Consider the following 15021-nt stretch of genomic DNA (forward strand, 5'->3'; position numbering starts at 1 on the left):
AAGCAGGCGCGCTTCCATAGCCTTCGGCTTGAAGGCGGCAGCTGGTGCACGAGGACATGAAGATGGATATTCGCAGCAACGTTTTACGTCAGCTCAAGAACCGCCGCGAGGGCTTCAGCCTCGAACAGCCGTTCTACACCGACGAGGATTATTTCAAGCTCGACATGGAGATGATCTACTATCGCGACTGGCTGTTCATGGGCCATGATTGCGAACTGCCGAAGCCGGGCGCCTATTTCACCGTCCAGATCGGCACGTATCCGGTCGTCATCGTCCGCGGCCGTGACAATGTCATCCGCGCCTTCCACAACAGCTGTCGTCATCGCGGCTCGCGCGTCTGCACGAAGGAGCATGGCTCTTCCGTGCGCCTCGTCTGCCCCTATCATCAGTGGACTTACGATCTCGACGGCAAGCTCGCCTTTGCCCGTCACATGGGTGACGATTTCGACAAAACCGGCTTCAACCTGAAGCCGGTCCACTGCGAGAGCGTCGCAGGCTATATTTTCATCTGCCTTGCCGACGTTGCCCCGGATTTCAAGCCGGTGCGCGACAAGATCGAGCCCTATATGGCGCCGCACCGGATCGGCGAGACCAAGGTCGCCTTCCAGAGCACGATCATCGAGAAGGGCAACTGGAAGCTCGTCTGGGAAAACAACCGCGAGTGCTACCACTGCGCCGCCAATCACCCGGAACTCTGCCGCACCTATCCGGAAGCGCCGAGCGTCACCGGCACGGACGGCGGCGCCGACGATCCGGAGATCGCCGGCCACTGGGCGCGCTGCGAGGCCGCCGGCCTGCCGAGCAAGTTCCAGATCTCGCCGGATGGCCAGTTCCGCACCGCCCGCATGCCGCTGATCGAGGATGCCGAAAGCTACACCATGTCGGGCAAGCCGGCCGTGCAGCGCCGGATCTCCGACGACATCTCGATCAATCGTATCGGCACGATGCTGCTCTTCCACTATCCGACGACGTGGAATCATCTGCTCGGCGACCACGCCATCTCCTTCCGGGTGCTGCCGCTCAGCGCCAACGAGACGGCTGTGACGACCAAGTGGCTCGTCCACAAGGACGCCGTCGAGGGCGTCGATTACAATCTCGAGGAATTGACCCACGTCTGGACCGAGACCAACGACCAGGACCGCCGGATCGTCGAGGAAAATGCCTTCGGCATCCACTCGCCCGCCTATGAGCCCGGTCCCTATTCGGCTCTGCACGAGGGCGGCGTCATGCAGTTCCTCGAATGGTATTCGAACTTCATGGTGAACCGCCTGCAGGGCGACCAGGCGAAAATCTCCGCCGTCGCTTGACCGCTGCCGGTTGAGCCGGCCAAGCTCTATTCATCCAGAAGCTGCCGGTTCCGGCGGCTTTTGGAACCATTTTCGCTCGCAAGCGTTGCAGGCCAAGCGGTGATCGCTGTTGAATGGGAGAGAGAAATGATCGGGCTGAGAAAAAGGATGGCAACCGCGGTGATAGCCGCTGCCGTCGTTTTAACGAGTTTCGTGCCGTCGCAGGCAATCCAGATGCCGGCCGCGCCGCAGGTTGAAAAATCCTCGGCTGTCGAGAATGTCCAGTACTATTACCGACGCGACTACTACCGGCCCGGCTATCGCCCCGGCGCCTATTATCGCCCCGGCTGGTATGGCGGCTATCGCGGTTATTCCTACTATCGCCCCGGCTACCGCCGCTATAACGGCTACTGGTATCCGCTCGCAGCCTTCGGCGGGGCCATCGTCGCTCCGCCGCGGCGCTACGTGGTGCCCGCGCGGCGCATGGGGTCGGCTCACGTTGCCTGGTGCGAAAACCGCTACCGCTCCTATCGGGCTTACGACAACACCTTCCAGCCTTATAACGGCCCGCGCCAGCAGTGCTATTCACCTTATTGATGGCGGCGCTCGCTTGCCCTTCACCCTAACCTTCTCCCGGAAACGGGAGAGGGGACCGGCCAAACGTGGGGAGCGGAGCGATAGCGGTGGCATGAAGGAGCCCGTGAACCCATTTCATAGTCGGCTGCGAACTCAGTGAACGACGGTAATCACCGGAATGCCGGCTTCCTTGGCAGCACTGATCAGCGCTTCTCGCGCGTCCTCAGCCGGAAGGTCCCCGTGGATGGCATCTCGGCAAGCCTTCACCGCGGTCAGATATTCTTCGCCGTCGTCGAGTGGCCAGCAAGCCGTTAGCAGCTGCGCCGCATCCCAAAGGCTCGCGACAAGTTTGTATTTTTCCGGCCCGTCCACAACGAGCATCAGAGGGCTGAATTCTCCAGGTGTGTGCCACTTCATGACATTAGGCCTTCCCACGGTGAACATATTAGTAACCGTGCAAGAACCGTTCCGGGCGGGGTGGTGGCATGAACTCCGCGCATCGATCGCTGAGATTGCCCGCCATCGCCGAGGCCAGAAATTAGATGGCCGAAGCGTCGCAATGCTGACGGTGGCCGCGTCCCGCATGATGCGATAGGCGCAACGCCGCGCCATCCGCTGCGTCGGCGGCGAATTTGGCAAGAACGTTAACCCACACTCCGTCATCCCAGGGCTTGACCAGGTCAAGCCCTGGGATGACGGAGCGTCGGGTGAGCTCTGTGGCAAGTACCGCGACGTTTGATGGAATAGGAGCGCGCTCGCACTCCGAGAGTCACGCCGGAGCTTTCACCCTCAAAGAATATCCACCCGCCGCAGCAGCCACCAGGCGAAGGCGATCGAGGCGATGATCAGAATGACGGCGTATTCCGTGCCGTAATCGCCGACGGCGAAGGGAAGGTTGGCGGTGTTCATGCCGAAGAAACCCGTCACCAGCGTCGGCGGCAGCAGGAAGGCGGTCATGATCGACAGCAGATAGAGATGGCGGTTGGTCTCGGAGGATTGTTTCGAATCGATTTCTTCGTGCAGCAGGCGGGCCCGGTCCTGCAGGGCGTAGACATCGTGGTCGACCGTTTCCAGCCGGCTCGTCAGCCGCCGGGCCACATCGTCGAAGCCGAAGGGCATTTCATCGTCATCGGCCGCCGCCGCTCGGCGCATCAGCGCCAGCACCGTGCGCAGATGCCGGTGCAGCCGCACCACGGTTTGCCGGACCGGCGCCAGCCGCCGGCGCTCGTCGCGCGGGGCGTTGTCGTAGACGATATCCTCGATCTGGTTCAGCTCCTCGGTAAGCTCGATGACGATCGCGATCAGTGTGCGCTGGAATTCGATCACCAGCAGCTCGAAGAGATCGACCGGCCGCGAGAATTTGCCCGGATTCTTCTCGATTAGCGTGCGCGCCCGTTCGACGCTGCGCAGCGGCTGCAGCCTTGTGGTGACGATGAAGCGGTCCGACATGGCGAAATGCAGCCAGCCGAGATTGTTGGTGTCCTGGTCGAAATCACGCTGGCAATCGACGAGCGTGCCGTAGAGCATCTGCTCGTCGACGGTCAGCGCCGCGTGCGTGTCATGCGTCGTCAATGCCGATTTCGCCTCCTCCGTCAGCCCGTCGAGCGTCTCGAGCAGGGCCCGCACACGGGCGTCGACGAGGTTGAGATGCAGCCAGTAGAAACAGTTCTCGGCGGTCAGATCCGCCACCGTCGCGGTGTTGGTCAGCCGCACCGCCGTTTTTTCGTCCGGCGAGAAACGATAGGCCCAGACGAAACCGGGTATGTTGACGGGCAATGTATCCATTGGTCGCCGATCCTTTGCGAGGGCGATATGTTGTCTTCAGTTCTCCATGCCGTCCATGGGCGCCGCTGTGCAAGAAGAAAGCGCCATGCCGGGGTGGAATTATCGCATCGGGGCACATGAATCAAAATTGACGTTTACGTAAAAATCAACTAGCCCTTTCCGGGGAGGGCTTTGCATGAGGTGCAGACACCCGACGGAGGAGGAAGCATGTACAAGGCGCCCGTTGAGGAAATCGCGTTCACATTGAAGCATGTAGCCGGCATGGGCGAGGCGATGTCGAACGGTCTTTTCGGCGATCTCGGCGAGGATCTCGTCGACGCCATCCTGGCCGAGGCGGGACGTTTTGCCACAGAGGAAGTGGCACCTCTCGCCGAGATCGGCGACCGTCAGGGCGCCCGCCTCGTCGATGGCGAGGTGCGGCTGCCGGATGGCTGGCGTGATCTCTACCGCAACTGGATCGCCGGCGGCTGGAACGGCCTGACGGCGCCGGAGGCTTTCGGCGGCCAGGCGCTGCCCGACATGCTGAATGTCGCGGCGCTCGAAATGTGGAATTCCGGGTCCATGGCTTTCGCGCTGGCGCCAACGCTGACCATGGGCGCGATCGAAGCGGTCAGCACTCATGGCAGCGCGGCACTCAAGGAGAAATATCTGCAAAAGATGGTGTCGGGCGAATGGACCGGCACCATGAACCTGACGGAACCGCATGCCGGATCCGATCTCGGCGTCCTGAAAGCCCGCGCCGAACGCAGGCCCGACGGCAGCTATCGCATATCCGGTCAGAAGATCTTCATCACCTGGGGCGAACATGACGCCGCCGACAACATCATCCATCTGGTGCTGGCGCGGCTGCCGGATGCGCCGGCCGGCACGCGCGGCATTTCGCTCTTCCTGGTGCCGAAATTCCTGGTGAACGACGACGGCTCGCTTGGCCCCCGCAACGATCTCTTCTGCCACTCGCTGGAGCACAAGCTCGGCATCCATGGTTCGCCGACCTGCACGATGATCTATGGCGACGGCCGGTTCGGTGACGAAAAGGGGGCGATCGGCTGGCTGGTCGGTGAGGAGAACAAGGGGCTCGCCTGCATGTTCACGATGATGAACAATGCCCGTCTGGCGGTCGGCATGCAGGGTGTGGCCATATGCGAGGCCGCCACCCAGAAGGCGCTCGCCTATGCCGGCGAGCGCACGCAGGGCAAGGCCCCTGGCTCGACCGGCGCCGCCATGAGCCCGATCGTTGAACATCCTGATGTCGCCCGCATGCTTCTGACCATGAAGGCGCTGACCCAGGGCTCGCGCGCCATCTCCTATGCCTGCGCCCACGCGATCGACATGTCCCGCCGGGCAGGTGATGGCCGCCATTGGCAGGAGCGCGCCGCCCTTTTGACGCCGATCGCCAAGTCCTTTTCGACCGATGCCGGCGTCGAGGTCGCCTCGCTCGGCATCCAGGTGCATGGCGGCATGGGTTTCATCGAGGAGACGGGGGCGGCCCGGTATCTCCGCGATGCCCGTATCGCGCCGATCTACGAGGGCACCAACGGCATCCAGGCGATCGACCTCGTCACCCGCAAGCTGCCGCTTTCCGGCGGCGATCAGGTGAAAGGTTTTATCGTCGAATTGCAGGAGATCGCCGACGGCGTCCGCCGCTCCAATCTCGACGGTTTCGGCGAAACGGCCGCGCGGCTCGATGCAGCCATCGCCGACCTTGAACAGGCGACGAGCTGGCTGCTGAAGGCGCTGGCGGACGACAGGGCTGGTGAAGCGCTCGCCGGCGCTACACCCTATCAGCGCCTGTTCGGGCTGGTGCTCACCGGCTGTTATCTTGCCAAGGGTGGCTTGGCCGAGAGCGGCGACGGCAAAGCCGAGGGCCGCATCGCGCTCTGCCGCTTCGCCGCCGAAAACCTGCTTGCCGAGACCGCAGCCCTGCGCGACCGGGTCGTCAACGGCGCGGCAAGCCTTGCCGCCGCCCGCATTCTGCTTGTCTGAGGAAACCTCCATGACCGATCACATCATCGTCGAACAGCCTTCCGCCCATCCGGGCGTCCAGCTCATCCGCTTCAACCGGCCGGAGAAGAAGAATGCTTTTACGCGGGCGATGTACCGCACCATGACCGAAGCGCTGAATGCCGCCAATGCGAACGCGAATATCAGGGTGACGGTGTTCCTCGGCACCGAGGGCAGCTTTTCGGCCGGCAACGACATCGGCGATTTTCTGGCCGTTGCCATGGGCGGCGGCATGGGAGAGGAACTGATCGATTTTCTCTACGCGCTCGTCAGAGCCGAAAAACCGCTGGTCTCCGGGGTAGACGGCCTGGCGATCGGCATCGGCACGACGCTCAACCTGCATTGCGACCTGACGATCGCCTCCGACCGCAGCCAGTTCCGCACGCCCTTCGTCGATCTGGCGCTGGTGCCGGAAGCGGCGTCCAGCCTCATCGGTCCGCGCGTCATGGGCCACCAGCGAGCTTTTGCCATGTTCGCGGCCGGAGAGGCCTTTAGCGCCGAGGACGCAAGGGAAGCCGGTCTTGTCTGGAAGGTGACGACGCCGGAAGAGGTTGAAAGACAGGCACTGGCGGCTGCCGCAAAGCTTGCCGCCAAGCCGCCCGAGGCGCTGCGTATTGCGCGCGATCTTATCCGCGGCCCGCGCGAGGAAATCATCGCCCGCATCGACGAAGAGGCTCGCCATTTCTCCGCCCGGCTGAAAAGTGCAGAGGCGCGGGCCGCCTTCGAAGCTTTCATGCGCCGCTGAGGCGAATATGGCGGCGCTATTTCTCCAGCGTCGCCACCACCTCGACATGCGAGGTCCACAGGAACTGGTCGATTGGCGTCACGCCGGTGATGCGGTAGCCGCCCTCGACGAGGATGGCGAGATCGCGCGCCAGCGTCAGCGGATTGCAGCTGACGGCCGCGATCTTTTTGACCGCCGAACGGGCGAGCTCCTTGCACTGGAACTCCGCGCCGGCGCGTGGCGGATCGAAGACGACGGCGTCATAGGGCTTGAATTCCTGCGTCATCAGCGGACGGCGGAAGAGATCGCGCTTCTCGATCGTCACCGGCTTCAGCCCCTGGGTTTTGCGGGCGGCCTGGTCAAGGGCGGCGAGCGCATTTGCCTCGGCTTCGACGGCATGGACGCGGCCGATCCGCGCCAGCCTGAGTGAAAACGTGCCGGCGCCGGCAAAGAGATCGGCGATCCGCTTGGCCTTGCCGGCATGGGCAAGCACCAGCTCCGCCATCGCCTCTTCGGCCGGCTTGGTTGCCTGGGCAAAGCCGCCGGACGGCGGCGAAACCGAGACACCGCCGAAATCGAGGAGCGGCTTCGACGGCTCGACCAGGATTTCGCCATTCACCGTCACGCGGGCGATGCCGCGCAAGGCCAGCACGGTCTCGATCGCCTTGCGCCGCTGCGGATCGGAGAGCTTCTTGATCTCGTCGACCGCCAGATCGAGGCCGGAGAGCGTTTCGAGCACGGCGATCCGGAAGGCTTCGGCACTGGTCGCCAGCGATGCGGCGATCGCCTTGATCGCCGGCAGCCGGGCGACGATGCCCGGCGACGAGATCGGACATTCCTCGATGGCGACGATATGGTGGCTTTCGGCTTGGTTGAAACCGATCACCATGTCCTTCTCGGTCTTGCGCGCCGCAAACACCACGCGCCGGCGCTCACCCGGGTGAGCCGGGACGATCTCGCCGACGTCAGGCGTCAAGCCCTTGGACTTCAGCGCATCGATGACCAGCTGGCGCTTGAAGGCGCGATAAGGACCATCGGCCAGGTGCTGCAGCGTGCAGCCGCCGCAGGTGCCGTTGACGCCGTCCGGGCCGAAATGCCGGCAGGGCGGCTCCTGACGGTCGCGTGAAGGCGCTGCGATCGACATGATCGTGCCATGGCTTTTGACGCGGGCGATCGCCACTGTTTCCCCGGGCAGGGAAAAGGGCACGTAGACAGGCCCGCCAGCGTCGCTTGCAATGCCGTCGCCCAGGGCGCCGAGTTTCTCGATCGTGACGGTTTCGGTGCTCACGCTTTCAATCCTGCCAGAAGATATTCCCGATTGCCGTCGCCGCCTGATATCGGGGAGGGAATGAGGCCGAGGCTTTTCCAGCCCATGTCCTCGGTGAACCAGCGCTCCAGCTCGGATGCGACGGCCGGAGCAGACGAGGGATCCTTCAAAAGCCCGCCCTTGCCGATCGCCTCGCGCCCGGCCTCGAACTGCGGCTTGACCAGGAGCACGGCGAAGGCACCCGGCGCGGCGAGATCGAGCGCCGGAGCCAGCGCCAGCTTCAGCGAGATGAACGAGACATCGGAGACGATGAAGGTGGCGGGCTCGCCGATATCGTCGGCGCTGAGACTGCGGGCGTTGACGCCCTCCCGGTTCGTCACCCGCGGATCGGCCGAGATCCGCGGATGCATCTGCCCATGGCCGACATCGATTGCCGTGACATGCGCAGCACCCCGCTGCAGCAGCACCTCGGTGAAGCCGCCGGTGGAAGCGCCGATATCGAGACAGTGATGGCCGGCCGGATCGAGGCGGAAATGGTCGAGAGCGGCGGTGAGTTTCAGTGCGGCGCGCGAGACGTAAGCCTGTGCCGGATCATCGATCTCGATCTCGGCATCGTCGCCGAAGAGCGCGCCGGCCTTTGTGACGAGCTGGCCGCCGATCCTGACCGTGCCGCGCTGCACGGCGTCGCGCGCCCGCGAGCGGCTGGCAAAGAGGCCGCGGGAGACGAGAAGCTGATCGAGGCGTTGGCTGTTTTGATCGGACATCGGCTGTGAATGACCGGCAAAGCCGTCGGTTGCAAGCATTTTATTCCCAGCGGATTGCAGGGCAATTCCTGAGATGCGCAATTTAAGCAAATTTAAAGTCTGCCCGCATAGGGTCGGTACGATTGCAGCGGTTGGTCCGAACCGCTTGGCGCCATGAAGGCGCAGGCGTCTTTCGCCGATCATGTTTCCGATTCCAAGTCTCTGCGGTTGCGCCTTGCGCGCGGCCGTCTCTCGCCGCGTCGACTGTCGCCAGGAGAACTCACCAATGTCTGCTAAAAACATATCCTTGAACGGGAAGCTTGCGGCCACGTTCGCAGCCCTCATTCTGATCTTCGTGTCCGTTTCGGCTTTCGTCTATTCGAAGGCGACTGCGTCGGCGGCCGCCTCCGCCGAGCAGGAAAAATCGGAGCTGCTCGTCAATCAGATCGACGATGCGCTGCAGGCCATGCTCGAGCAGGCGGTCAACCTGCGCGGCTTCATCCTCTTCCGCAGCGACAGCACCTATGGCGATGTCTTCGCCAACCGCGAGCGCATGCTGAAGGCGATCGCCGCCGCCAAGCAGACGGCATCAGGCGAGCCGCAGCTGGTCGAGATGATCGACGGCATGCAGAAGGCCGCCGACCTCTATTTCCATGAACTTGCCGAACCGCAGACCAAGGCGCGCAAGGAAACCGACATGCCGATCGAAGAGGTCGTCAAGATCGGCGTCAACGCCACCAAGGGTCAGCTCGACGGTTTCCGCCAGGCGTCCGCCAAGATCAAGGCCACCGCCCGCGAAAAGTCGAACGCGCTTGCCGCGATCCGCGCCGATGCCAACAGCGATCTGGCGACGACACTGCTTGCTGGTGGTATTGTCGCCTCGCTTGCCGCCGCCCTTCTCGCCTGGCTGATGTCGCGCACCATCGTCCGCCCGGTCGTTGGCATGACCGCCGCCATGGATCGTCTCGCCGGCGGTCAGAACGACATCGAGGTCCCGGCTGTCGAACGCGGCGACGAAATCGGCCGCATGGCCCAGTCGGTTCTGGTCTTCAAGCAGGCGGCGATCGAGAAGCTGCGCCTTGCCGGTGAAACCGACCGCATGCGTGATGAGGCCGAGCGCCAGCGCCAGGCAAGCGATGAGCAGAAGGCGCGCGAAGAAGGCGAGCTCCGCTACGCCGTCGACGCTTTGGCCGGTGGCCTTGCCGGCCTTGCCGTCGGTGATGTCGCCGCCCGCATCCAGGCGCCCTTCGCGCCGCAATATGACAGCCTGCGCAACGACTTCAACCATGCCGTGGAAAAGCTGCAGGCGGCACTCCAGTCGGTCGGCCGCAACGCCTCGGCGATCAATGCCGGCGCCGGCGAGATCCGCTCGGCCGCCGACGATCTTGCCCATCGCACCGAGCAGCAGGCCGCCGCCGTCGAAGAAACCGCCGCAGCCCTCGAGCAGGTGACGACGACGGTGCGCGATAGCGCCAAGCGCGCCGAGGATGTCGGCAATCTCGTCGAGCGCACCCGCCTCGGCGCCGAAAAATCCGGCGATGTCGTCCGCAGGGCGGTCTCGGCCATGCAGCAGATCGAAAAGTCCTCGGGCGAAATCTCCAACATCATCGGTGTCATCGACGATATCGCCTTCCAGACCAACCTCTTGGCGCTGAATGCCGGCGTCGAGGCGGCACGCGCCGGTGAGGCCGGCAAGGGTTTTGCCGTCGTCGCCCAGGAAGTGCGCGAACTGGCGCAGCGTTCCGCCAAGGCTGCGAAGGAAATCAAGGACCTGATCACCAATTCCGGCACGCATGTCCAGACCGGCGTGTCGCTGGTCGGCGAAACCGGCAAGGCGCTGGAGGCGATCGTCGCCGAGGTGCAGGAGATCAACCGCAACGTCAACGCGATCGTCACCGCCACGCGTGAACAGTCGATCGGCCTGCAGGAGATCAACACCGCCGTCAACAACATGGATCAGGGCACGCAGCAGAATGCCGCCATGGTCGAGCAGCAGACCGCCGCAAGCCACGCGCTCGCCCAGGAAGCCAGCGCCTTGGACGAGTTGCTGCGCCAGTTCAAGCTCGGAACCGAGCTTGCCGCTCCGGCCCAGAAGACTTCAGCCGCAACGCCCGCCTCCCGCCCCGTCGCCTCACCGGCCCGCGCCCTCGCCAGCAAGGTCAGCAAGGCCTTTGGCGGCAAACAGGCAAGTGCGGCGGCTGCGGTTCAGGAGGATTGGACGGAGTTCTGAGAGCGGCGCTTTCGGAGACAGGCTAAAGGAAGAAGGCGGCGCAGTGGTGCCGCCTTTTTTCAATGATGAGATGGTCATGGTGCGGCCCGCGGCCCCCTCATCCGCCTGCCGGCACCTTCTCCCCGAGGGGAGAAGAGATTCGCGGTGACGTGTCGATTCCCTCTTCTCCCCAGCGGGGAGAAGGTGCCCGTAGGGCGGATGAGGGGGCCACACGGCACACCCCCACAATTCACCTACCCCGCAACGCCAACCGCAACCCCACGCCCGAGCGCCCGGAACACCGTCGAAACAATCCCTACGCGATCGAGCCCCGCATGGGCATTCATCGCTTCGGGCCTGGCCTGTTCCATCCAGATATCCGGCATGACAAGCGAGCGGATCTTCAGCCCGTTGTCGAGCAGGCCTTCGCTCGAAAGGTACTGCATCACCTGGCTGCCGAAGCCGCCGACCGAGCCTTCTTCGACGGTGATCAGCATCTCGTGGTGGCGGGCAAGCTGGCGGATCAGCTCGTGGTCCAGCGGCTTGGCGAAGCGCGCATCGGCGACCGTCGTCGACAGGCCGGCAGCCTCGAGATCCTCGCTGGCAAGCAGACAGTCGGCCAGCCGGGTGCCGAAGGAGAGCAGCGCCACCTTGGTGCCTTCCTTGACGATGCGGCCCTTGCCGATCTGCAGGATTTCGCCGCGTGCCGGCATGTCGACGCCGACACCTTCGCCGCGGGGATAGCGGAAGGAGATCGGGCCGGCATCATACGCGGCTGCCGTGCGCACCATGTGCTTGAGTTCGGCCTCATCGGCCGCCGCCATCACCACGAAGCCGGGCAAGGTGGCGAGGAAGGCGGTGTCGAAGGAGCCGGCATGGGTCGGCCCGTCGGCGCCGACGAAGCCGGCGCGGTCGATCGGGAAACGCACCGGCAGGCCCTGGATCGCCACATCGTGCACGACCTGGTCATAGGCGCGCTGCAGGAAGGTGGAATAGAGGGCGGCGAATGGCTTATAGCCTTCCGCAGCCAGGCCGGCGGCGAAGGTCACGGCATGCTGCTCGGCAATGCCGACGTCGAAACAGCGCGACGGAAAGGCTTCGGCGAGCTTGTCGAGGCCGGTGCCGTTCGGCATGGCGGCGGTGATGCCGACGATTTTGTCGTCGAGAGCGGCTTCCTGCACCAGCGCTTCGGCAAAGACGCTGGTATAGCTCGGCGCATTCGGTTTGACCCGTGCCTGGGCGCCGGTGATGACGTCGAACTTGTTGACGCCGTGATATTTGTCGGCCGCGGCTTCCGCCGGCGGATAGCCCTTGCCCTTCTGGGTGACGACATGGATCAGCACCGGGCCCCGGCCATTGTCGCGCACATTGCGCAGGACGGGCAGCAGGTGGTCGAAGGAATGGCCGTCGATCGGCCCGATATGATAGAAGCCCATCTCCTCGAACATCGTGCCGCCGGTGACGTAACCGCGGGCATGCTCGACGGCGCGGGTGATCGCCCGATCGATGTTCTTGCCGAGATAGGCCGTCAGTTTTTTGCCGAAGTCGCGGAAGCCCATATAGGTGCGGCCGGAGGCGAGGCGGGCGAGATAGGCGCTCATCGCCCCTGTCGGCGGCGCGATCGACATGTCGTTGTCGTTGAGGATGACGATGAGGCGGGCATCGAGGGCGCCGGCATTGTTCAGCGCCTCATAGGCCATGCCGGCCGACATCGCCCCGTCGCCGATGACGGCGATGACGCGGCGATCGGTCTTCTCGAGATCGGCGGCGATCGCCATGCCGAGGCCGGCCGAGATCGAGGTCGAGGAATGCGCCGCCCCGAAGGGATCATATTCGCTTTCGGCCCGACGGGTGAAGCCGGACAGCCCGTTTTCCTGGCGCAGCGTGCGGATCCGGTCGCGCCGGCCGGTGAGGATCTTGTGCGGATAGCACTGGTGGCCGACATCGAAGATCAGCCGGTCGTTGGGCGTATCGAAGACGCTGTGGATGGCGATCGTCAGCTCGACCACGCCGAGGCCGGCGCCGAGATGACCGCCGGTGCGCGACACCGCATCGATCATTTCGTCCCGGACCTCGCGGGCAAGCTGCGGCAGCTCGCGATCCTCGAGCTTGCGCAGGTCGGCGGGATAGACGACCTGGTCGAGCAGGGGGGTCTTCGGCAGTTGTGTCACGGGCGGGCGCTCTTTCTTGCTTTTCCTCGTTTCGCTTTATTCGATTAGATCGGGGCAAAACAAGTGCATTTCAGGAACCGAAGGTTTTCACCTTAGAGCATGGCGGAAAAAAGTGTGAGCGGTTTCGGAAGATATCACTTTCTATTTCTGTGAGTTGCATTTGCCTGATTTACCTCGCCGATCGGAGCGCGGAAAGCCGGCGAGCAGCTTGAATATGACACGGGATGGTAGCACTGTTGCCGTGCTCACTGGGGAGACGGGTCATGGGAACGATTGTTGCAGCGCATGCCTATGTGAACAACGAGGTCGCCTATGTGGCCTGGGAGATCGATGCCAAGATCGAGGGATGCCTCGGGTTCGAAGTCGTCCGCGTCTATCTCGACGAGCAGGGAAACGTAGCGAAAAAGCTTGATGGCAGCGAGGACCGTGTGACCTGCGCCGCCTGGGTCGCCTTCAAGGGGCAGCGCAACCCCCACTGGCTGCCGCAAACCACCTCGCTCTGGCCGGTGCAGAAGCTCTCCTGGCGCGATCTGACGCTGCGCAAGCGGCGCAACGAAATGAGACGACGGCCGGACGAGGTCCGCGTGCGCTATGAAATCCGCCCGCTCGGCGACCTGAAGCCGGGCATGCAGGCCGCGCCCGATCCGACGCCTCAGATGGTCGAGATCAACAAGCGGGACGAAAAAGGCAAGCCGATCGAGAAGAACGGCAGCTTTGAGAAAATCGCGGTCAAGGCCTATGAAGGGCCGCCGCGGCCGCTCGGCTATCTCGGGCCGGCCGTCGCCTCCAATCCGGTCCATGTGACGCGCAAGCGCGGCCAGTTCGAGTCCAGCTTCACCAACGGCATTCTCGCCGCGCAATGGCTGCGAAACGTTCTGCTGGAAGATGGTGTGAAGCAGCCGAACGAGCTGATCGACATGATCTCCAATCCGGAAAACGGCATCCGAAAATATCTTGCCGGCGATGTTATCCCGATGCTCAGGGACTTCATGAATGCGCCCGGCCGCTTCCTGGTCGCCCTCTATGAGCTGGAGGACCTGGAACTGCTCGACCTGTTGCTTGCCAACAAGGACAAGCTGCGCATCATCCTCGCCAATACGGGAAAGGTCGGAGATGATTGGGATGTGCGCAATGCCCACGCACGCACGGCGCTGATCGAGGCCGGTGTCGAGATTCACCACCGCATGTTCAACAATTCGAGCCAGATCGGCCACAACAAATTCGTCGTCCACATCCCGCCGGATGGTGGCGATCGCAGCGTCTTCACCGGCAGCACCAACTGGACGGCGACGGGCCTTGCCGGCCAGTCTAACAATGCGCTGATCGTCAGGAACGATGCGGTCGCCGCGGCCTATGTTTCTTATTGGGAGCGGATGCTGGAAGACAATGCGACGCTGGAAGCGCCTGTCGAATTCGACGACGGCATGCCCGACAACCAGCAGAGCAAGGCGTTCCGGCATTCGAACGAAACGCCTTCGCTCATCCCGACCGGCAATGGCGCTTCGATCGAAGCATGGTTTTCGCCGAACATGCAGAGCCGCAAGAAGGGCAAGGCGACGCCACCCGACTTGCGTGAAGTCTACCGGCTGATGCGCCGCGCCGAGCACGCCGTGCTGTTCCTCGCCTTCTATCCCGGCCAGTCGGGCAGGGATTGCATCGTCGGCGAGGCGATCGACATAGGCCTCAAGGATCAGAAGCTGATCGTGACCGGTGCCGTTTCAAGCCCGCAGGCCATGCCCAATTACGTCGCCGGCAAGAAGAACGATCCCGATGACGAGGACGACGATGTCGACGCCGTCTCGCCGCATACGTTCGACGAGGCCAATGTCTCGATCGTCCGCGCCTCGCGCATCGACGACCGCCAGCTGCTGGCGGATTTCGGCGCCGAGGAACTGACGGCCAAGAAGGTCGGCGCCATCATTCACGACAAGGTGCTGGTGATCGATCCCTTGTCGGACGACTGCGTCGTCGTCCTCGGCAGCCACAATCTCGGCTTCAAGGCCTCTTACGCCAATGACGAGAACATGCTGATCGTCAAAGGCAACCGCGCGCTTGCCGAAGCCTATGCGGTGCATATCCTCGACGTCTACGATCACTACCGCTTCCGTGCGGTCGAGGCGGAGCTGAAGCGCCAGGGCAAGAAGGGCTGGTCGGGTTTTCTCAACGTCGACGACAGCTGGCAGGACGGCTATGTCAACCGCACGAAGGGAGCGCTGACGCGCTATTTCGCGGCGGGTTGATTGTCGCAAGTTGCCGGCG

At 63.6% G+C, this 15021-nt stretch carries 11 protein-coding genes; 6 read left to right on the forward strand and 5 right to left on the reverse strand.

The window, feature by feature from the left end; genetic code table 11:
- The first annotated feature begins 62 nt into the window (after window positions 1-62).
- Window positions 63-1307 carry an aromatic ring-hydroxylating dioxygenase subunit alpha gene (locus QWJ46_RS15800; RefSeq protein ID WP_064805926.1) on the forward strand — a complete coding sequence of 415 codons (1245 nt, stop codon included), beginning with the start codon at window positions 63-65 and terminating at the stop codon, window positions 1305-1307.
- A gap of 126 nt (window positions 1308-1433) precedes the next feature.
- A complete protein-coding gene (locus QWJ46_RS15805) occupies window positions 1434-1883 on the forward strand; it encodes a BA14K family protein (protein WP_302752045.1) in 450 nt (149 codons plus the stop codon).
- 132 nt (window positions 1884-2015) lie between these two features.
- Here the strand turns inward: QWJ46_RS15805 and QWJ46_RS15810 are convergent, their stop codons facing one another.
- Together QWJ46_RS15810 and QWJ46_RS15815 are read right to left on the reverse strand one after the other, a co-directional pair.
- On the reverse strand, window positions 2016-2279 hold the full coding sequence (locus tag QWJ46_RS15810; protein ID WP_064694035.1) for a DUF982 domain-containing protein: 264 nt from the start codon (window positions 2277-2279) through the stop codon (window positions 2016-2018).
- Between the two features lie 372 nt (window positions 2280-2651).
- Entirely contained in the window at window positions 2652-3647 is a 996-nt protein-coding gene (locus tag QWJ46_RS15815; RefSeq protein WP_302752046.1) for a transporter, read from the reverse strand.
- A 207-nt stretch (window positions 3648-3854) separates the two neighbouring features.
- Here QWJ46_RS15815 and QWJ46_RS15820 point away from each other — a divergent pair, with 207 nt between their 5' ends.
- Window positions 3855-5630 (forward strand): acyl-CoA dehydrogenase, encoded by a 1776-nt coding sequence (locus tag QWJ46_RS15820; RefSeq protein ID WP_302752047.1) that lies wholly within the window; start codon window positions 3855-3857, stop codon window positions 5628-5630.
- 10 nt (window positions 5631-5640) lie between these two features.
- Window positions 5641-6393: a crotonase/enoyl-CoA hydratase family protein gene (locus QWJ46_RS15825; protein WP_184458239.1), complete on the forward strand. Its 753-nt coding sequence runs from the start codon at window positions 5641-5643 to the stop codon at window positions 6391-6393.
- 16 nt (window positions 6394-6409) lie between these two features.
- Here QWJ46_RS15825 and QWJ46_RS15830 read toward each other — a convergent pair whose 3' ends face one another.
- Complete coding sequence (locus QWJ46_RS15830; protein WP_302752048.1) at window positions 6410-7660, reverse strand: class I SAM-dependent RNA methyltransferase; 1251 nt, start codon at window positions 7658-7660, stop codon at window positions 6410-6412.
- Window positions 7657-8403, reverse strand: a complete 747-nt coding sequence (locus QWJ46_RS15835; protein ID WP_302752099.1) for a TlyA family RNA methyltransferase — start codon at window positions 8401-8403, stop codon at window positions 7657-7659. Before QWJ46_RS15835 ends, QWJ46_RS15830 begins: the two co-directional genes overlap by 4 nt.
- Window positions 8404-8668: 265 nt before the next feature.
- On the opposite strand from QWJ46_RS15835, the gene QWJ46_RS15840 reads away from it, so the two are divergent.
- Window positions 8669-10612: a methyl-accepting chemotaxis protein gene (locus QWJ46_RS15840; RefSeq protein ID WP_302752049.1), complete on the forward strand. Its 1944-nt coding sequence runs from the start codon at window positions 8669-8671 to the stop codon at window positions 10610-10612.
- Between the two features lie 233 nt (window positions 10613-10845).
- Here QWJ46_RS15840 and dxs read toward each other — a convergent pair whose 3' ends face one another.
- On the reverse strand, window positions 10846-12762 hold the full coding sequence (dxs, locus tag QWJ46_RS15845) for a 1-deoxy-D-xylulose-5-phosphate synthase (RefSeq protein WP_302752050.1): 1917 nt from the start codon (window positions 12760-12762) through the stop codon (window positions 10846-10848).
- 263 nt (window positions 12763-13025) lie between these two features.
- Between dxs and QWJ46_RS15850 the strand changes: the two genes are divergently transcribed.
- Window positions 13026-15002, forward strand: coding sequence for a phospholipase D-like domain-containing protein (locus QWJ46_RS15850; protein WP_302752051.1), 1977 nt, complete (start codon window positions 13026-13028; stop codon window positions 15000-15002).
- Window positions 15003-15021: the final 19 nt, after the last annotated feature.

It is taken from the genome of Rhizobium sp. CBN3, from assembly GCF_030518245.1.
Lineage (GTDB): Bacteria > Pseudomonadota > Alphaproteobacteria > Rhizobiales > Rhizobiaceae > Rhizobium > Rhizobium aethiopicum_A.